This window comes from Mariniphaga sediminis, assembly GCF_003573545.1.
Lineage (GTDB): Bacteria > Bacteroidota > Bacteroidia > Bacteroidales > Prolixibacteraceae > Mariniphaga > Mariniphaga sediminis.
On the sequence record NZ_QWET01000009.1, the window covers coordinates 18,053 to 36,956 of the forward strand.

Sequence of the window (18,904 nt, forward strand, 5' to 3'; positions counted from 1 at the left end):
CACTCTTAACTATTATTTTTGCATCTACATTAAAAAAATCTTTACATATAGTGTAATGAAAACAAAAACACACTTTTAATTATTATAACTGAAGGTTTTTAAAAGCATTCAAATTAATTTTTACAGAAAACTATTAAACATTATTCAGGATGAACATCAGAATAAAACAGCAATTTTGGCTGCTTGTTTTTACACTTTTAACTACTGGAGTGGCAGCTCAAACCAACCAATTTTCACTTGTAGAAGCGCAGCGTTTCGCCATGGGTAACTCCTACATTTTGAAAAATACTCAACACGACGTTGCTTCTGCCCAAAAGAAAGTTTGGGAAACCATTACCACCGGATTACCACAGGTTTCAGGAACAGCTAATTACACTAAGTTTTTAAATCTACCGGTTTCACTGGTCCCCGGTCAGTTTTTTGGGGAAGAAGAGGGAACTTATGTCCCGGTAAAATTTGGTCAGGACTACACATCCGACTTTGGTTTTACCGTTTCGCAACTTATTTTCGACGGCTCGTATATTGTAGGAGTGGGGTCCTCGAAAATCTATCTCGATCTGGCAAAGCATGCCAACGAAAAGGCAGAAATAGATATACGGGAAGCCGTAGCACAAGCCTATTATCTGGTTCTTATCGGTCAGAAAAACCTGACTGTAATGCAGGAAAACCTCACCAATGCTCAAAAGCTTTACAGTGAAACAAAAGCATACTACGACAATGGTTTTCGGGAAGAGATGGATGTAGACCAGATGAGAATCATAGTCAAGAATGCTGAAAATGAAGTACTAAAGGCAGAACGTGAAATAACCATAGCCAAAGTTGTTTTGAAATATACAATGGGGTATGACATGGACGAAGATATTGAACTGAGCGATGCGCTGGATAAGTTTCTAATGCCACTCACGGCAGAAAATCACCCCGGTGGTTTCGATTTTTCAGCCCATATTGATTACCGGCTGGCCAGCACTAACATTCTTGCTTCTGAGAAATTGCTAAAATTGGAAAAAGCAGCGTTTTTGCCAAAACTTAGCGGTTTTTACAGTTATACAAAAACAGCTTACGGAAACCACGCCAATCTTTTTAAGCCGGGTGTTTCATGGTATCCCTCTTCTCTGGTGGGCCTACAGCTTGAGGTTCCTCTTTTTAACTCGGGCCAGAAGATTTTTAAAACACAGCAGGCGCGTATCGAATTGGAGAAGGCAACAAACAATCGGAGGCTGGCTGAAACCACCCTCCAAAAAGATTATTTAACGGCGGTTGCTGAAATGAGATCGGCAGTAGAAGAGTACGAAAACGACGTGGAGAACCGTAAACTGGCAGAAAAAATTTTAGATAAATCAAAAATTAAATTTAACAACGGACTCACCAGCAGTACGGAACTTTCGCAACTCGAAAGCCAGTATATTGAGGCGCACGGCGCCTATGTAGCATCAACCCTGCAAATTTTGCAGGCCGATTTGAAATTGCAAAAAGCAATGGGAAAATTATAATTAAATCAGGAAAAACAGGAAAAATGAAACGAATTGTATTATTTATTGCAGCAACTGTATTACTGGCAGCCTGCAGCAGCACAACAGTCAGCGACGAAGAAAGCAAACGCAAAGAGCTTCAGCAATACAAACAGCAGTTAAGCGAACTTCAAAAAAAAATTGAGGTGCTGGAACATGAATTGACAGATACAAAAAAAGACGAATCGGTAAAAGTATCGGTGCGTGAACTTAATGAACAAATTTTTGAACACTTTATTGAAGTAACCGGTAAAGTGGAAGCAAAGCATGATGCAGATATCAGCCCCGAATCAGCAGGTACTATTGATTCAATTTTTATCAATGAAGGACAGCGTGTATCCAAAGACCAGGTGTTGGGAAAACTGAATACCGATGCACTGGAACGCAATCTGGATGAAATGAAAATTCAACTTGAGCTTGCCAAAACAAATTTCCAGCGCCAGAAAAACCTTTGGGACCAAAACATTGGATCTGAGATGCAATTTTTGGAGGCAAAAACCAACATGGAAAGCCTGGGAAAAAGAATTGAAGGAATTAAAGCCCAGCTAAAAATGTCGGAAATAAAATCGCCGATTGATGGGATAGTTGATATTGTTTACCAAAAAAAAGGAGAAATTGGTAGTCCGCAAACACCTTTCGTCAAAGTACTTAACATGAAAAAAGTAAAAATTTATGCTGATGTATCGGAATCGTATCTCACCAAAGTGCATCGAGGCGACAAGGTAAAAATCAGATTCCCTGCTTTAGGACGTGAACTGGAAGCGCCCATACTTCAAATTGGAAATGTCATCGATCCGAATAATCGCACCTTCCGAATTCGTATTGACCTGAATAATCCTGACGGCATGATCAAACCCAACCTGGTTTCGGTCATTCAAATCCGTGATTATATGGCCAAAAATGCCATTGTTATCCCATCCCTTTTTATCAAAGAAGATTTCACTGGAAACTACACTTATATCGTTGATAATGCGCAGGGTAAATCGCGGGCAAAAAAAGTATATGTGGAGCCGGGCATGACCAACAACAACCTTACTGAAGTGGTAACCGGACTAAGTGCCGGGATGCAGGTTATTTCAGAAGGGTACGCCCAGGTGTCTGACGGAACCCCCGTAGTATTAAACTGATTTTCTGTTCTTCTAAAAACATAAACAAATGGCAAAGGAAAAAGAGGCCAATATTCAAAATATTCACCGAAAGTTCAAGCCTACTTATCTTTCGTTAAAGAATAAAACCACTGTATACATCATCACCGGTTTATTGGTTTTTTTCGGTATTTTTTCATACCAACAAATGCCCCGTGAGTTGATGCCGGAGGTGGTTATTCCCTATATTTTTATTCAGACCACGCACCCCGGAAACTCGCCGGAGGAAATTGAAAACCTGATTACCCGGCCCATCGAAAAAGAGTTGAAAGGAATGCAGGGTATTAAAAAAGTGACTTCTGCATCCTATCAGGACGTAAGTATTATTACGGTTGAATTCAATACAAATATTTCGATAAACCAGGCCCTACAAGACACCAAAGACCAGGTAGACAAGGCTAAATCGGAATTGCCTGACAACCTGGAGTCCGATCCGTTGGTAATGGATATCAACTTCTCCGAGTTCCCTATTATGAATGTGAACATATCGGGTGAGTACAATATGCATGACCTGAAAGAATATGCGGAGACCCTGCAGGATGAATTCGAAAGCCTCCGGGAAATTTCGGATGTAAACATCAGGGGGGTGGAAGAGCGGGAGATTCAAATAAATGTTGACCCGTACAAGCTCGATGCAGTAGGACTCACCTTCGAAGACATCGCAATGGCTGTTCAATTCGAAAACATTACCATTGGTGCCGGCGAATTTACATCTGACGACACGCGCCGGATTATACGTACTGTGGCCGATTACGAAAATGTAGCGCAGATTTCCAACACAATCATCAAAGTAAACATGGGCAAACCGGTTTACATCAGAGATGTAGCAACGGTGATTGACGGTTATAAGGAACAGGCGACCATTGCACGATTAAACGACAAACCGGTAGTAACCTTGTCGGTTACCAAAAAAGCGGGAGAGAATATTTTGGAAGCTTCCGACAAAGTGAAGCAAGCCATTATCGACCAAAAGGAAAAAGGATACTTACCCGCCGGCCTGGAAATAATTACTACCGACGATCTCTCTTTTTATATTCGGGATGAAATTCAAAACCTGGAAAACAGTATCATCCTGGGGATGTTTCTCGTTATTTTCATTCTTTTTATGTTCATGGGGTTCCGAAATGCTTTGTTCTCCGGACTGGCAATTCCTATGTCCATGTTCCTTTCATTTATAATACTGCAACAGGCGGGTGTCACGCTCAACAATATGGTTCTGTATTCGCTCATCCTGGCATTGGGAATGCTTGTCGATAATGCCATTGTGGTAGTTGAAAACGTTTACCGGCTTTACAATGCAGGATACTCACTGCTCTCGGCAACGAAGAAGGGAGTGAGTGAAATTGCCTACCCCATCATTGCATCAACACTAACCACATTGGCTGCATTTTTCCCTTTGCTGATGTGGGAAGGCATCGTAGGGCAATTCATGAGCGTACTACCTAAGACACTGATTGTTGTACTTGCCTCATCACTCTTTGTAGCCCTCATTCTGAATCCGGCTTTTGTGGCCTCATTCATGAAAATCGATGACATAAATGTTCGTATCAACTGGAAAAAGTCATTAAAAAATGCCGGGATATTTGCCGCTGTGGCAGCATTGTTTTATTTCGCCCGCATCTGGCTTTTAGGTAATATTTTGATGACCGTAACTATTTTCATCCTGCTTAACCTGGTATTGTTACGACCGCTGGCCCGCTGGTTCCAGACAAAGTTTTTGGTCTGGCTTGAAAACTTCTATACCCGCCAGTTGAGACATGCTTTAACCGGGTACTGGCCTGTAGTATATTTTATGGGAACAGTTCTTCTCCTTATATTCTCCATGGTTTTTTATTTTTCCAGCAACCCGAAAGTAGTATTCTTCCCGGAAACAGATCCTCAAACTGTATTTGTTACGATGGAGCTTCCGGTGGGGACTTCACTGGAAAAAACCGATAACGTTTCGCGGGAAGTAGAGCAAATCATCAAAGAAACCCTGAAGCCGTTTGACCATATTGTAAAATCTGTCACTACCAATGTAGGGGTAGGTAAAGGCGGAGCATTTGAAAATGAAACGAGTCCGAACAAGTCGCTCACGTCCATTTCTTTCTTTGAATACAAATTCCGCGAAGGGATCAGTACCGCTAAAATTATGCAACAAATCACCCAAAATCTCGACGGGTTTGTAGGGGCAAAAATTTTCGTGGAAAAAGCTGAGGAAGGTCCTCCGACCGGACCTCCTGTGAATGTTGATATTTCGGGAGACGAATTTGACGAACTCATCCGGATATCTGATGATTTTGTGAAACTGATCGAGGATGACCACATTCCGGGAATCGATGAACTGCGGTTAAGTATCGATATTAATCAGCCTGAAATGATTGTAAAGGTTGATCGCGAAAAAGCACGATTATACGAACTTTCTACCCAGGAAATCGCCATGGCTTTCCGCAATGCTCTGTATGGATACGATGCCGGGGAATTTAAAGACGGGGAAGACGAATACGATATTTTTGTCAGACTCGACGAACAATACCGCAACGATGTTTCTACCCTGATGAATCAAAAAGTAGTTGTAGAAGGGAATAAAATACCTGTTTCTTCGGTTGCAGGATTTGAATATTCAACCACCTACGATAAAATCAGCCGTATCGATAACAAACGGACAATTACCATTTCTTCCAATGTGGTGGAAGGATACAACGCCAACCAGATAAACCAGCGTATCCGTCAGCTATTGAATGATTATAAAATGCCCGACGGTTATACGTATGAATTTACCGGAGAACAACAGGAACAAGATGAAAGCAGTGAATTCCTGTTTTTTGCCCTGCTGGTGGCTGTTGCCCTGATAATGATTATTCTGGTAACCCAGTTCAACTCCCTGATTCGTCCGTTAATTATTGTGGCAACGGTTATCTTTAGTACCATTGGGGTATTCCTCGGACTTGGGATTTTTAAAATGGAGTTCGTTATCATTATGACCGGAATCGGGATTATTTCGCTGGCCGGGATTGTGGTAAACAATGGCATTGTACTAATAGACTACATTGACTTGGTAAGACAACGGAAACGCGAGGAACTGGGTTTACCTGAAAAGGCATTCCTGCCCAAAAAAGTACAAAGGGAAGTCTTGGTAGAAGCAGGGAGAACACGTCTCCGCCCGGTGTTATTAACCGCCATTACCACCGTGTTAGGACTGGTTCCTTTGGCCATTGGATTTAACTTTAACTTCTTCACTCTTTATTCCCGTTTCGATCCGCAGATTTCAATCGGCGGTGAAAGTGTTGCCTTTTGGGGTCCCATGTCGTGGACAGTAATCTTCGGGCTCAGCTTTGCAACATTTCTTACCCTGCTCCTTTCCCCGATAATGTACCTTTTGACCATTCGAATCAATTATCGAATCAAAAAATGGACAGGTAACTTACCGGAAATAAAAAAGGAAAACGAGGGAAAACAATAAATAGAAGCACATAGATTAGTAAAAACAGAACCGGGAAGATGTATCATTCAATCCCGGTTCTGTTTTTTTTATACCAGCGAATCGCCTTTTTGAATTCTCACGTCGGTAACAAACTGTTTGATTTGCTGTTCGTCTTCCCTCCTGCAAATCATCAGTGTATCGTTCGATTCAGCCACAATGTAGCCGTCCAACCCGTGCAAAACAGCCACTTTTTCATCACTCAGGTTAATAATACAATTTTGGGTGTCGTAAGTCAGAACATTTTCTCCCTGAACTACATTCCCCAATGAGTCTTTATTTTTATTGTCGTACAATGAACCCCAGGTACCCAAATCACTCCAGCCAAAATCGGCCGTAAGAACATACACATTTTGCGCCTTTTCCATCACACCGTAATCAATGGAAATTCCTTTACACTCAGAATAAATTTTATTTATAAAATGAACCTCGTCTTCCGTATTGTAAAGTTTAATCCCTTTGGCAAACAACGATGAAATGTCATTAAGGTGGGTTTCGAAAGCATTCAGAATGGAAGAGGTTGACCAGAGAAAAATCCCGGAATTCCAGAAAAACTCACCACTGTCAACAAATATTTTTGCCATTTCCAAATCGGGTTTTTCAGTAAAAGTTTTCACCTTGTATAAATTGTCGAGGTGATTAAATTCCACTTTTTTCTTCACCTGAATATACCCGTAACCGGTTTCAGGGCGATTGGGTTTTATGCCAAGTGTAAGCAGGGCATCATTATTTTCGATGAAGCTGAGCCCGTTTTTAATTTGCTTTATAAATTCTTCTTCTTTAATAATCAAATGATCGGAAGGAGCTACAATAAGGTTAGCATCAGGGTTTTGTGTTTTAATTCTATAAGAAGCATAGGCAATACAAGGAGCTGTATTTCGACGGAGAGGCTCCAGCAACACCTGCTCCTCTTTCAATTCAGGTAGCTGTTCCATTACCAGTTCTTTGTACCTGACACTTGTAACTACTAAAATATTATCAACCGGAATAAAGGAAGAAAATCGGTCGAACGTTTGCTGGATGAGGGTACGCCCCGTACCTAAAATATCTAAAAATTGTTTTGGCCTGGCCTGCCTGCTTAATGGCCAAAAACGGCTGCCAACACCGCCAGCCATAATTACACAATAATTCTTTTCCATCTGGTTCAATTTTCTTTCTTCTACAAAAATATAATTTTAAGATTGAATCAGTCTAAAATTCCCGGACAGGTTCCACTTCCCATTTAACGACTTAAAATTTTATTTCATCTATTTATGTTGTAAATTTAGCCCAAATCTTTTAAAGATGTTGCAACCAGAAAGCGTAATAAGATGAAATTCTTTTTTCATGTAGGCCGGTATTTTCAGATGCTTAAACGGGTTTTTGGGCGCCCGGAAAGGCATAAAATGTATATCCGGCAACTTTTCCATGAAATAGACAGCCTGGGAGTTAACTCGGTTTGGATTGTTATTATCATCTCTATATTTATAGGCGGCATTATGACCATTCAGTTTGCTTACAGCATGTCCAATCCGATATATCCGCGTACCCTCATTGGTTTGGGAACCCGCGACACGCTCATCCTCGAATTTTCATCAACGATGCTGGCCCTGATTATGGCTGGAAAGATTGGGTCCAACATCACCTCCGAAATTGGCACCATGCGGGTGACCGAACAAATCGACTCGCTGGAAATTATGGGAATTAATTCGGCCAGCTACCTCATCCTTCCCAAAATTGTTGCAGTTGTTTTTATTTTCCCTTTTCTTTTTATTATCAGTGTATTTTTTGGACTGCTGGGAGGATTGGTTACCGGACCGATAGTAGGAGTAATATCCATTCCTGAATATGTGGAGGGTATCCAGTGGCTCTTTTATCCGTATTATGTGACCTTCTCCATTATTAAGTCTTTATTTTTTGGCTTTTTGGTTGCTTCAGTTCCGGCATATTTTGGATACCATGTGCAGGGAGGGGCCTTGGAAGTGGGCAAGGCGAGTACCCAGGCGGTGGTAAATACCAATATTTTAATTTTGTTGTTCGATTTAATTTTAACCAGGCTGTTGCTGACATGATTGAAGTAAAAAATGTATATAAATCTTTTGACGGCGTAATGGTCTTAAAAGACATCTCGACCCGTTTTGTTCCGGGGATGACCAACCTGATAATCGGACGGAGCGGATCAGGGAAAACAGTTTTACTGAAGTCTATTTTAGGATTGTTTGAGATTGATAAGGGCGAAATATGGTACAATGACCGCAATCTGGTTCAAATGCATGAAAAAGAACGCAAAAAAATGCGCCGCGAAGTCGGGATGGTTTTTCAGGGTGGCGCTCTTTTCGACAGTCTTTCGGTAGCAGCAAATGTAAGGTTCCCTCTCGATATGTTTACCACCATGACGACAAAGGAAAAACAAAACCGGGTGGAGTTTTGCCTTGAACATGTAAATATTGAACCTGCCGCATACTACCTTTTCCCGAGTGAAATCAGTGGGGGAATGCAAAAAAGAGTTGCCATTGCCAGAGCCATTGCCCTGAATCCCAAATACCTTTTTTGTGATGAACCGAACTCCGGCCTCGACCCGGAAACCGCCACCGTAATAGACAAACTTATTCAAAGCCTGACCAAAGAATTTCAGATGACTACCCTCATTAACACCCACGATATGAACTCGGTAATTGAAATTGGCGAATCAGTATTGTTTATTTCAAAAGGTGAGGTGGGCTGGCAGGGTGCCAACAAAGACATTCTGCAAACCGGAAACAAAAAGCTTAACGATTTTATTTTTGCCAATAAACTTTACGCACAGATGCGAAAAGAGGATATTTAAACAAGGCGTAAAAAATGACGGTGTTTTTACTGGTAATTCCGGTTGAAATACAGTATCTTGTAAGCGGATTTTTTATAAAACATTAAAACTAACGATGGCCAAGAATAACCTTGAGCGCCGCACTTTTCTTAAAATGTGCGGTAGCGCGGCTTTAGGAAGCGCAATTCTCCCCCCTGAAAAGTTATTGCCAGGTGACGCCGAAAAGGAAAAAGAACGTTTCAGGCTGTCAAAACCGAGGTGGATAATCTATGAAAACGGAAGTTATGACTTAATTTCCAATGAGATTATCTTAAAAAACTGCCGCCCTTCCATTAACGATCAAACCGTCACACCCCGAAATGTTTTTCTCGGAGATTCACCAAAAGGGAACCGTATTGTTTATGAATTGCCTGGTGGTTTTGTGATGCTCGACCTGCAAACTCATGAAGATTCTCTTGCCATTGGCGTTGAGTTTAGCGGTTTCTCACAAACGCCACGCTGGTTTTTCCCTATTTCTCAGGCACAGGTATTTGGCGCCGACCGGTTTTTCAGGCAGGGTTTCGGCACAGGCGGCCCCAGTGGCGTTTTCCCAATTGTTAAACCTTCACAGATTAATACCCGGGAAATTGGGCCATGGCAAAACTGGAGCTACGACAGCTACCTGTCCTTCGCATTTTTAGGAAAAACTGAAACCATTGCCATTGGAAATACCGACCACAGCGACTTTTTACAGCGGAGCACCATTTATTGCCATCGACACAGACAACGGCTGCACGATAGTGAAGAGGGAGATGGGCATATTTTTTTCGAAGCGGCCATGCTACTAAACCAAACAAAAATTGACAATGAATACGTAAAACTACCCAATCTCTTTTTTTACACCGGCAATAAGCCTTTTGAAACCTTACAGGAACTGACATGGAGAACGAGTAAACGTACCCATGCCCGGCAAACATCGTTAACAAGTTATCATTGGATATCGAAGGCAGATACCCAAAAACCTTATTCCTTCGATCAACTAAAAAAGCAAGTTGACTTTCTGGAGCAACTCGACCCTCCTTTGCCCGTTCAAACCCTAACAATTAATAAAGGCTATTGTACCATCGGAGACTGGCTGGAGCCAAACGAAAACTGGTCCGGAGGGCTCGACCGGGCTGCCCGTGAAATCTTTAAAAGCGGCTACCGGGCCGGAATTTGGATTGCTCCTTTTATGGTGGACAAAAACAGTAATCTTTATAAAAAGCATCGTGATTGGGTTATCAAGGATTTTAACAATCAACCTATTCCGGAAAAATCAGACGAACCCGGAATATTTTATGCCCTGGACGCCAGCCATAATGGGGTAAAAAGATATATACGCGAGGTATTTGGCACCCTGCGAAAAATAGGTTTTATTTCGTATAATCTTGCTTATCTGGAATGGGGAATAAAAGATTCGTATCTGGTAAAAAAAGCCTCACCCGGGAACTCTTCCGTTCAGGATTTCAGGGATATTTTGGGTATCATCCGGGAAGAAATCGGACATGGTAGTCTTATCACCGCCGATCAAACAGCCTATTCTCCGCTTATCGGGTTTGCTGACTATGTAAAACTGGTCACACCAACTCTCAATGGCTGGAAAGCAGACGGGGTAGAGGCCATCATCAGGGAATCCTATTTTTCGCAATATTTTAACAATACACTGTGGCAAAACAATCCGGGAGAAATTGAGCTGAACAATGACTCGCTTACAGAGGACGAAAAAACGAGCCTTGCTCTTTGGATCGCTTTCCTGGGTGGAACAGTGGGCAGTAGTGACAACTTTAATGACTGGAGCGCCCAAAAGCTGGAATTTTTCCGGTTTCTTGAACCGGCCAAAAGATATCAAAATGCATGGTTCCCCTACTGGCCCTCTGAGGAGGAAATTAAAGTGGCTGTCAGGCGTTACAGAAACCTAAGGGGATGGGGTGTTTTATTCTTTAATGATCAAAATGTAACCGTGATCAAAAACTTTCCTATTCTTGATTTTACAGAAGAAGATTCGGCATTTGTTTTTGGGTGGGAACCCGGAACCTTTATTCCGTTTGGACCGATGAAAGAAATTTTAGTAAGTCTTCAGCCCCACCAGTCGCGTCTCTTTTGGTTATCAGAAGGAAATGAACCTCCGCCTTCTAACGTTACACTTGGCGGCAAAGCAGGAAAGGAAGATTTTCTGTCGGCTGGAGAAGAAAAGGATCATGGAGAATAATAAATAGGTCCTTCAATTCCCAACGGCAACCCTGCCCAAATCCACAACAGTAACATCGGTATTCTCACTACTGCAAACCCTATGGCATACGGCAACATCATGGAAATAAGGGTTCCGATGCCGACTTCTTTAACGTATTTTTGCGCAAACACAATAACCAGCGGGAAATATGGCAAAAGGGGTGTAAGTATGTTGGAATAGGAATCGCCGATGCGGTAGGCTGCCTGTGTTGTTTCAGGGGAATAGCCCATCAACATAAGCATAGGAACAAATATGGGGGCCAACAAAGCCCATTTCGCCGAGGCACTTCCCATTACCAGATTTACAACCGACGAAACAATAATAAAGGCTACCAGCAGCGGGCCTCCTGTAAAACCTATGGCTTTAAGCGTATCGGATCCTTTTACGGCCAGCACACTCCCCAGATTTGACCAGTTAAAATAAGCCACAAACTGGGCCGCCACAAAAGCAATTACAATATACATTCCCATGGTCGACATGCTTTTGGCAGTCATGTCGGTAACATCTTTGTCCTTTTTTATAGTTTTGGCTACGATACCATACACCAGACCGGCCACAAAGAATACGATAAACATAACCGGTACCAGGGAATCGTAAAAAGGCTTAAAACTCCGGCTTCCCGTGCTGGGGTCTATTTCTCCCCGAAGCAGCCCGTCGGCAGGAATAATGGTAAGCATGAACAGTGCAAGAACAGCTACCGTTGCGGCAAACGACCATTTTAACGCTTTCACTTCCTGCCGGGTAATTGGTTTTTCTTTTTCAATTTCGATACCGGAAGCAGGTTTATAAGGCCCCAGCCGGGGTACCAGTATTTTTTCGGTGATCCATGTTCCCACTAAACCAATCAGCGGCACTGAAGCAGCCATGATATAAAAATTAGAAAGCGGATTCACAGTATACTCCGGGTCAATGATTTGGGCAGCAGGCTCGGTAAAGGCAGCAATCATAGGGTCGAGACCAGTGGGAAGCAAATTGGCTCCAAAACCTCCGGATACCCCCGCAAAAGCTGCCGCAATCCCCGCCAGGGGATGCCTCCCCATTCCCATAAAAATAGCACCGCCCAACGGAATGAGTACAACATAGCCCGCATCAGCAGCAACGGAACTGAGCATTCCGGCCAACACAATGGAAAAGGTGATGATTGCTTTAGGTACTCTGGAAACAAACAGCCGCAGTCCCACTGAAATCATGCCTGTATATTCAGCTACGCCAATGCCCAGCATTACAACCAATACCAATCCCAAAGGAGGGAAATTGGCAAAAGTGGATACCATTTTGGTAAAAATCATTTGTACACCTTCGCGCGATAACAAATTTACCACCTCAATAGAATCTACGGGGTTACCATCCGGGCCAATCAATCCGGCTTCTTTTCCGGGGTGATCCACGGAAATACCGCCAAAAAACCAGGACAACAACAGTGTAACCGCCATCAACATAGCAAACAGGGTAACTGGCTGTGGCAGTTTATTCCCCACTATTTCTACTTTATCTAGTATCCGCTTGAAAAAATTCTGACTGGTCGTTTCTTTATTTGCCATTCAAATCCATTTTTATAAAACAAACATTCCTGCAGGAATATTGTTTCGTAATATATTCATAGGGTGAGACTTGTGTGTTTAGCTCGCATAAAATCCTACGGTATAATTACTTTTTTATTATTCCGTAACACATGATTTTCAGGATAATATCGACACTGCGTTCGAGGTTTACAGACCCGTAATTACCAGCAGAAAGAGGCATTTCCAGCCCCTTAATGGCAGTTGTAATTCCAATAGCTGCCAGATTAAAATCATATATTTCAAATTCATTTTTGCGAACTCCCTCAATCAGAATTCTTTTGATCATTCTGATCTCATCTTGTTCATAACGACGTTTTACTTCCTCGATAAACTCTACCGCCGTTACATCATTCTCTATGGCGTGATAAAAATTGGCCAAATTGCGAAAAGTGGCGAGTTTGGTCAGAATATAATCCCGTAGTTTATCCACCGGGTCGGTATTCCGGTTAATCACAATCTCCAGCTCACGGGCCAGAATCTCCACTTCCTTCATAATAACGGCCTGAAACAAATCTTCCTTACTGGCGAAGTAGTAATAGAGCGAACTTTTCCCCTTACGAACAGCGTTGGCAATGTCGTCAAGAGTTGTTTTTTTGTAGCCGTATTTACTGAAAATTTCGCGCGCAATTTTAAGGATATTCTCCCTGTTAAGGTCTCTTTTTGTACCGTTTTCAGTTTTGGTTTGCATTTTAATTCCCTTTTGCTACATTTAAAAAAAGTAAGCAACAAATATAATTATTTATTTTAGGCAGAGAACTTTTTAATTTTTCGACTAAAAAAGCCGAAATAAAATTGCGATGTACAGAAGTGCCTTAACCAGTTGAAATGCGATAGTTTAACTTTCGAAATTCTACAATTTATTGTTTTCTGCCAACCTGAAATCGAGCTGCTTTTTCTCCAGATTGGTCCGCCATATTTTTACTGTAATATCATCTCCCAACTGGTATTTTTTGTTTTTATGCCGGCCAACCAACGCATAATTTTTTTCATCAAAGGTGTAAAAATCATCATCCAACTCGCGGATAGGAACCATCCCTTCGATTTTATTTTCCAGTTCCACATAAATCCCCCAGTCAGTTATGCCGGAGATCACTCCCGGATAAATTTCACCTACATGATCCTGCATAAATTCCACCTGCTTGTATTTTATGGATGCCCGTTCGGCATTGGCTGCACGGTTTTCCATATCGGAAGAATGATTACACAGATCTTCAAATTTTTGTTCATTGGCAGATCGTCCATCTTCCAGGTACTTTTCCAACAGCCGGTGTACCATCATATCCGGATAGCGCCTGATGGGTGAGGTAAAGTGGGTGTAAAAATCAAATGACAGTCCGTAGTGTCCGATATTCCGGGTAGAATATTCGGCTTTAGCCATGGTACGGATTGCCAGTGTTTCCACTACATTCTGTTCCTTTTTGCCTTTTACATGGTCCAGCAGATTATTCATGGAACTGGAAATAGTTTTAGCCGACTGAAGCTGAATGCCGTATCCAAAACGGCTGATAAACGAGTTAAACGATTCTAGCTTGTCCGGGTCGGGCTTGTCGTGAATACGGTAAACAAATGTTTTCGGTTTTTTCCTTCCACGGGGCTTCCCGATAAACTCCGCTACTTTTTTGTTGGCCAGAAGCATAAATTCCTCAATAAGCAGGTTTGACTCCTTCGCTTCTTTGAAATAGACTGAAAGCGGCTTCCCGTTTTCATCGATATTGAACTTGATTTCCACTCGTTCAAAAGCAATGGACCCCTTTTTAAACCTGTCGCTCCTTAATTTTTTAGCCAGTTCGTTCAATTTCAGCATTTCAACAGATAATTCCCCTTCCCTGGATTCAATAATTTCCTGGGCCTCTTCGTAGGAAAACCGCCTGTCGGAATGGATGACTGTTTTCCCAAACCATTGGTTTACTACGCGGGCATCCTCCGTCAATTCAAAAACCGCCGAAAAACACAGTTTATCTTCATTGGGCCGAAGCGAGCACACCCCGTTGGATAGCCGCTCAGGCAGCATGGGCACTACCCGATCGACCAGGTAAACCGATGTGGCACGGCTTTGAGCTTCCTCTTCAATCAATGAATTGGGCACAACATAATGAGTTACGTCCGCAATATGAATACCTGCTTCCCAATTACCGTTTTCCAGCTTCCGGATGGAAAGGGCGTCGTCAAAATCTTTGGCATCAGCCGGGTCGATGGTAAATGTAGTTATCTCGCGGAAGTCACGACGCTTTTTGTATTCCTCTTCCGGAATTTCGAACGGAATCTTTTCTGCTACTTTATCCACCTTCTCCGGAAATTTATGGGGCAGTTCAAACTCGGCAAGAATAGCGTGCATTTCGGCGTCGTTGTTGCCGGTATCTCCCAACACTTCAATAATCTTTCCGAACGGGCTGCGTGCTTTGGGCGGCCATTCAATAATTTCGGCAATGGCTTTCTGCCCGTCTTTGGCGCCATTCAGATTTTCTTTTGCAATAAAAATGTCGAACCCCACTTTACCTGCCGGAACCAAAAAGGCAAAGTTACGTGACATTTCGACGGTTCCAACAAAATTGGTTTTCGCGCGCTCCACAATTTCGGTCACTTCCCCTTCCAGGTCGTGTTTCTTCCGGCGTGCATACAAATGCACCCGAACCTTGTCGCCATCCATGGCATTGTTCAGGTTCCGTGAAGAAACCAGCACCGGACGGTCGACCTCATCGCTGACAATGTAGCCAAAACCCTGCGGTTGAAGTTCCACAATCCCGCAAATGGTACCCGTTTTGGCTTTCAGCCGGTAACTGCCTCGCGAAACCTGCTCCAGGTACTCATCGTCTTTCATCTCCTCGAATGCCACGTTAACCAATCTGCGGCCTTCGGGGTCTTTAATCCCCAACCACGACGAGATTTGTTTATAGTTGACAACCTTCCCCGGTTCTTCATACAAAACCGAAAGAATGGCATTTTTTAATTTTTTCTTGTTGAATGTGGCTGATTTTTTCAGCTTCATGCGTTCTTTTTTCTTTTTCTTGGCCATTGTTTTCCATTTAAAAACAGATGCAATTTACTTTAATTTATCTGAACTAAGCAGGAATTTTAGTCAATCTGCCAAAATTGTTTATCCAGATTTAGTCTTCCCTTGATTCAGTGGTCTGAGACGACTTTTCAAACAGCATTGCGTAAAAAGCAATCATTTTAAAACGTTGAAGTTGCCTGGTATCCCTCCTTTGAAATAGATAAAAACCTGAGGTTTATTCCAAATGTGTGTCAGTAAAAAACTGTAACTGTTAAAAAAGTTTACTGACATCTTTAATAATGACATCGTTCCATTCTTCCCAGGGAAATGGAGTGCCCACGGTGTAAAAAGCTAAAGGGCAGTCTACAACCTCGGACTCATCAGGTTCTCTGAATTTAAATCTCAGTTTAAATTTGTATCGTAAGGAATCAGGAAAAAAGTATGGTCCTCCGGAAAAAGCATCATGTCCGGGTTTTATAATTCCTTGTGGAAAATCGAAATCTTTTTCAGCAACAGAAAAGGTAAATATCGAATCCGCATTATTTTCAAGAATAATACAAAATCCTCTCTCTTTAGCATTGTTGTTGCATTGGAAAGAACCCACAATATAGCCCTCAACATAACCGGAATATTCGTCCTGGTCTTTTTCGCATCCTGTTCCCAGCCAAATAACACAAAGCGGCAGCAAAAACAGAGTAAGCGTAAGTAATTTCATTTTTTTTGATTTCATCATTTTGTTTTTAGAATAAAAAAATCGGGATTATATTTTTCAACTCATTTTTTTGTATTCGAGGCAATAAAAAATTTTCAGGTGGCAGATCGACAAAGAGTGGTTTCCGGTATTTACGGGATCGCCTGGTTTAACAACCTGGTTGTTAACCGGCAAGATATTTTTAATAATGTCAATGGGTGGCGTTTCATTTTTTATGGATTTAATTTGTTTCAAGAAGAAGATGCGCTAAGGCAACAAAAGGTTGCCTAAAAAAAGCAGGTATTTTTATGCTGCTAAACAGCAAATATGATATACTTCATTTACCCCTGACAGGGTTAGAATTCCGTATAGAACTAATAAAATGTTACAACACCATTACCAACTTCCCGGTTAATTCTTCAACTTTATAGTTTTCACACACCATGTAAACCCCTTCATTCCAGCCGGAGGAGATCTTCTTTTTACCTAATTTAACGACTTCCCCATACACTTTCTTTACAGGAATTTGTATGTTTGTGGGTCGCTATTAAGAATAATGAAGATACTCGATAAATTACCTTACATCATTATAGCAGGTTTTGCCTGGGTCGTAATTGTTTCATCGTGTGCCAACCAGGGAATGCCCACCGGCGGACCGCGTGATTCCGTACCTCCTGTATTGGTTGAAACCCAACCTGAATACAAAGCATTGAATTATGGGGGAGAAGAAGTACGGCTGACCTTCAACGAATTTATCATTCCCGACCAGGTTTCGGAGATGCTCGTGGTTTCGCCGCCGCTTGAAAAACGCCCTACCGTACTTACCAAATCGAAAACACTGATCATCCGGTTTAATGAAAAACTGCAAGACAGTATAACCTATTCTCTCGATTTTAAAAACTCGATTGTAGACAATAACGAAAAGAATCCGTATGAAAACCTGCGTTTTTCTTTCAGTACCGGCAACAGCCTCGATACGCTCAGGGTGGCTGGAAAGGTAATTAACAGTTTTAACCTGGAACCGGTAGAGAATGCACTGGTTTTGCTTCATAAAAACCTGCACGACTCAGCAGTTTATACCACGCCACCCGAATATATTGCCAAAACAGATGAAGAGGGAATGTATCTTTTCGATAATCTTTCCGCAGGGGAATATCACGTTTTTGCATTAAACGACCTGAACACTGATTTGAAATACAATGAAGGCGCCGAAGAAATCGCCTTTCACGATACCCTGATTATTCCCTCTGCCGAATATCATTCTGAAGTAGACACTATGGTATCAGGCGCTGATTCAATGCTGGTGGCAGGGCACGTACATTTTCTGCCTGACCCCATCTACCTGAGGCAATTCACTGAAAAGATTTTTGACCAGTATGTGAAAACCACCAAAAGAGATTCCCGTTACCAGTGTACGTTTGTTTTTAACGAGCCCGTACGCGACACATTCGACATACAGCTGACCGACACGCTCCTACATGACTGGTATGTACTGGAACCCAATCAAAAATATGATTCGCTGACTATGTGGATTGCCGATACAGCATTGGCGGCACAGGAAGTGATTCAAATGGAATTGTCCTATTTTCAACTCGATTCCCTAAACCAGATTTTCGTAAAAAAGGATACCGTTGAAATGCAATTTGCCGAAAAAGAAGACGATTCTCGGAAGAAAAGAAGAGACAGGAAAGAGGAAGAAGAAGAAGGGCCTCCCCCTATCCCGCAGTTTACATGGAATACCAACCTCAGCTCTTCCGGGTTCGATTTGAACAAGGATATTCTTCTTACGGCACCACAGCCCGTCAGGTACCTCGACCCTGCAGCCATTTCGATATACCTGACAGACGATACGCTCAAAACGCCCATTAATGCCAAATTCGCAATTGACACTACGGTCTGGAGGACGTATCGGTTGTCTTTCAACTGGGAACCGGAAACCAGCTATACCATCGAAATAGATTCAGCAGCCTGCGAAAATATTTATGGCATTACCAGCCAGAAACTTTCATCCAAATTTACCACCCGCGCCAAGGATTATTACGGGGCAATTAATCTCACATTAACCAATGTGGAGACACCTGTTCTGGTCCAACTTCTTGAAAACAACGACAAAGAACCCATTTTAGCCGAAAAGAAGGTTACATCAGACAAAACAGTTGTTTTTGACTATTTGTCTCCTGAAAAATACAGGGTAAAGGTAATTTATGACAAAAACGAAAACGGCAAATGGGACACGGGCAGTTTTCAGGATAAATACCAGCCGGAGCGGGTAGCATACATCAATGAAGTGATTAAAATTCGTTCGAACTGGGACAACAATTTAAACTGGGATTTGAAGCCGGACCCGACGTTCACAAAAAACATCAGGGATAAAGAACTGGAAGAGCAAAAAAGAAAAGAAGAGGAAGAAGAAAGACTTCGGGAGCAGGAACGGGAGCAAAATCAGGGGCAACAGAACGATATGTTCAGACAAGGAGGATTTTCGCCCGGCTCCATGTAGCTGCTGCAAACCC

General features: G+C 42.2%; 13 protein-coding genes. 8 read left to right on the top strand and 5 right to left on the bottom strand.

Features of this window, described 5'->3' with window-relative positions; all coding sequences use genetic code 11:
• The first annotated feature begins 149 nt into the window (after positions 1–149).
• Genes D1164_RS13180 through D1164_RS13190 form a run of 3 tightly spaced genes read left to right on the top strand, consistent with a single transcriptional unit; the run spans position 150 to position 6,095 of the window.
• Complete coding sequence (locus tag D1164_RS13180; RefSeq protein ID WP_119350466.1) at positions 150–1,490, top strand: TolC family protein; 1,341 nt, start codon at positions 150–152, stop codon at positions 1,488–1,490.
• Between the two features lie 23 nt (positions 1,491–1,513).
• Positions 1,514–2,635 carry an efflux RND transporter periplasmic adaptor subunit gene (locus D1164_RS13185; RefSeq protein ID WP_119350467.1) on the top strand — a complete coding sequence of 374 codons (1,122 nt, stop codon included), beginning with the start codon at positions 1,514–1,516 and terminating at the stop codon, positions 2,633–2,635.
• Positions 2,636–2,663: 28 nt separating this feature from the next.
• Complete coding sequence (locus tag D1164_RS13190; RefSeq protein WP_119350468.1) at positions 2,664–6,095, top strand: efflux RND transporter permease subunit; 3,432 nt, start codon at positions 2,664–2,666, stop codon at positions 6,093–6,095.
• A 68-nt stretch (positions 6,096–6,163) separates the two neighbouring features.
• On the opposite strand, the gene D1164_RS13195 is transcribed toward D1164_RS13190, so the two are convergent.
• Entirely contained in the window at positions 6,164–7,252 is a 1,089-nt protein-coding gene (locus D1164_RS13195) for a mannose-1-phosphate guanylyltransferase (RefSeq protein ID WP_119350469.1), read from the bottom strand.
• Between the two features lie 171 nt (positions 7,253–7,423).
• Here D1164_RS13195 and D1164_RS13200 point away from each other — a divergent pair, with 171 nt between their 5' ends.
• From D1164_RS13200 to D1164_RS13210, 3 genes are all read left to right on the top strand, one after another.
• Positions 7,424–8,164, top strand: a complete 741-nt coding sequence (locus tag D1164_RS13200) for an MlaE family ABC transporter permease (protein WP_119350470.1) — start codon at positions 7,424–7,426, stop codon at positions 8,162–8,164.
• A complete protein-coding gene (locus D1164_RS13205; protein ID WP_119350471.1) occupies positions 8,161–8,919 on the top strand; it encodes an ABC transporter ATP-binding protein in 759 nt (252 codons plus the stop codon). The genes D1164_RS13200 and D1164_RS13205 overlap by 4 nt, the downstream gene beginning before the upstream one ends.
• 94 nt (positions 8,920–9,013) lie before the next feature.
• On the top strand, positions 9,014–11,125 hold the full coding sequence (locus D1164_RS13210) for an alpha-galactosidase (RefSeq protein WP_119350472.1): 2,112 nt from the start codon (positions 9,014–9,016) through the stop codon (positions 11,123–11,125).
• Here D1164_RS13210 and D1164_RS13215 read toward each other — a convergent pair.
• From D1164_RS13215 to D1164_RS13230, 4 genes are all read right to left on the bottom strand, one after another.
• A complete protein-coding gene (locus D1164_RS13215) occupies positions 11,113–12,687 on the bottom strand; it encodes an AbgT family transporter (protein WP_119350473.1) in 1,575 nt (524 codons plus the stop codon). The genes D1164_RS13210 and D1164_RS13215 overlap by 13 nt on opposite strands.
• A gap of 106 nt (positions 12,688–12,793) precedes the next feature.
• Positions 12,794–13,396, bottom strand: a complete 603-nt coding sequence (locus tag D1164_RS13220; RefSeq protein ID WP_119350474.1) for a TetR/AcrR family transcriptional regulator — start codon at positions 13,394–13,396, stop codon at positions 12,794–12,796.
• Between the two features lie 162 nt (positions 13,397–13,558).
• Positions 13,559–15,721 carry a ribonuclease R gene (rnr, locus tag D1164_RS13225; RefSeq protein ID WP_119350475.1) on the bottom strand — a complete coding sequence of 721 codons (2,163 nt, stop codon included), beginning with the start codon at positions 15,719–15,721 and terminating at the stop codon, positions 13,559–13,561.
• 250 nt (positions 15,722–15,971) lie between these two features.
• On the bottom strand, positions 15,972–16,415 hold the full coding sequence (locus D1164_RS13230) for a hypothetical protein (protein WP_147372185.1): 444 nt from the start codon (positions 16,413–16,415) through the stop codon (positions 15,972–15,974).
• A 96-nt stretch (positions 16,416–16,511) separates the two neighbouring features.
• Between D1164_RS13230 and D1164_RS23780 the strand changes: the two genes are divergently transcribed.
• Positions 16,512–16,682 carry a hypothetical protein gene (locus D1164_RS23780; protein ID WP_172594452.1) on the top strand — a complete coding sequence of 57 codons (171 nt, stop codon included), beginning with the start codon at positions 16,512–16,514 and terminating at the stop codon, positions 16,680–16,682.
• Between the two features lie 265 nt (positions 16,683–16,947).
• Positions 16,948–18,891, top strand: a complete 1,944-nt coding sequence (locus tag D1164_RS13235; protein ID WP_119350477.1) for an Ig-like domain-containing protein — start codon at positions 16,948–16,950, stop codon at positions 18,889–18,891.
• Positions 18,892–18,904: the final 13 nt, after the last annotated feature.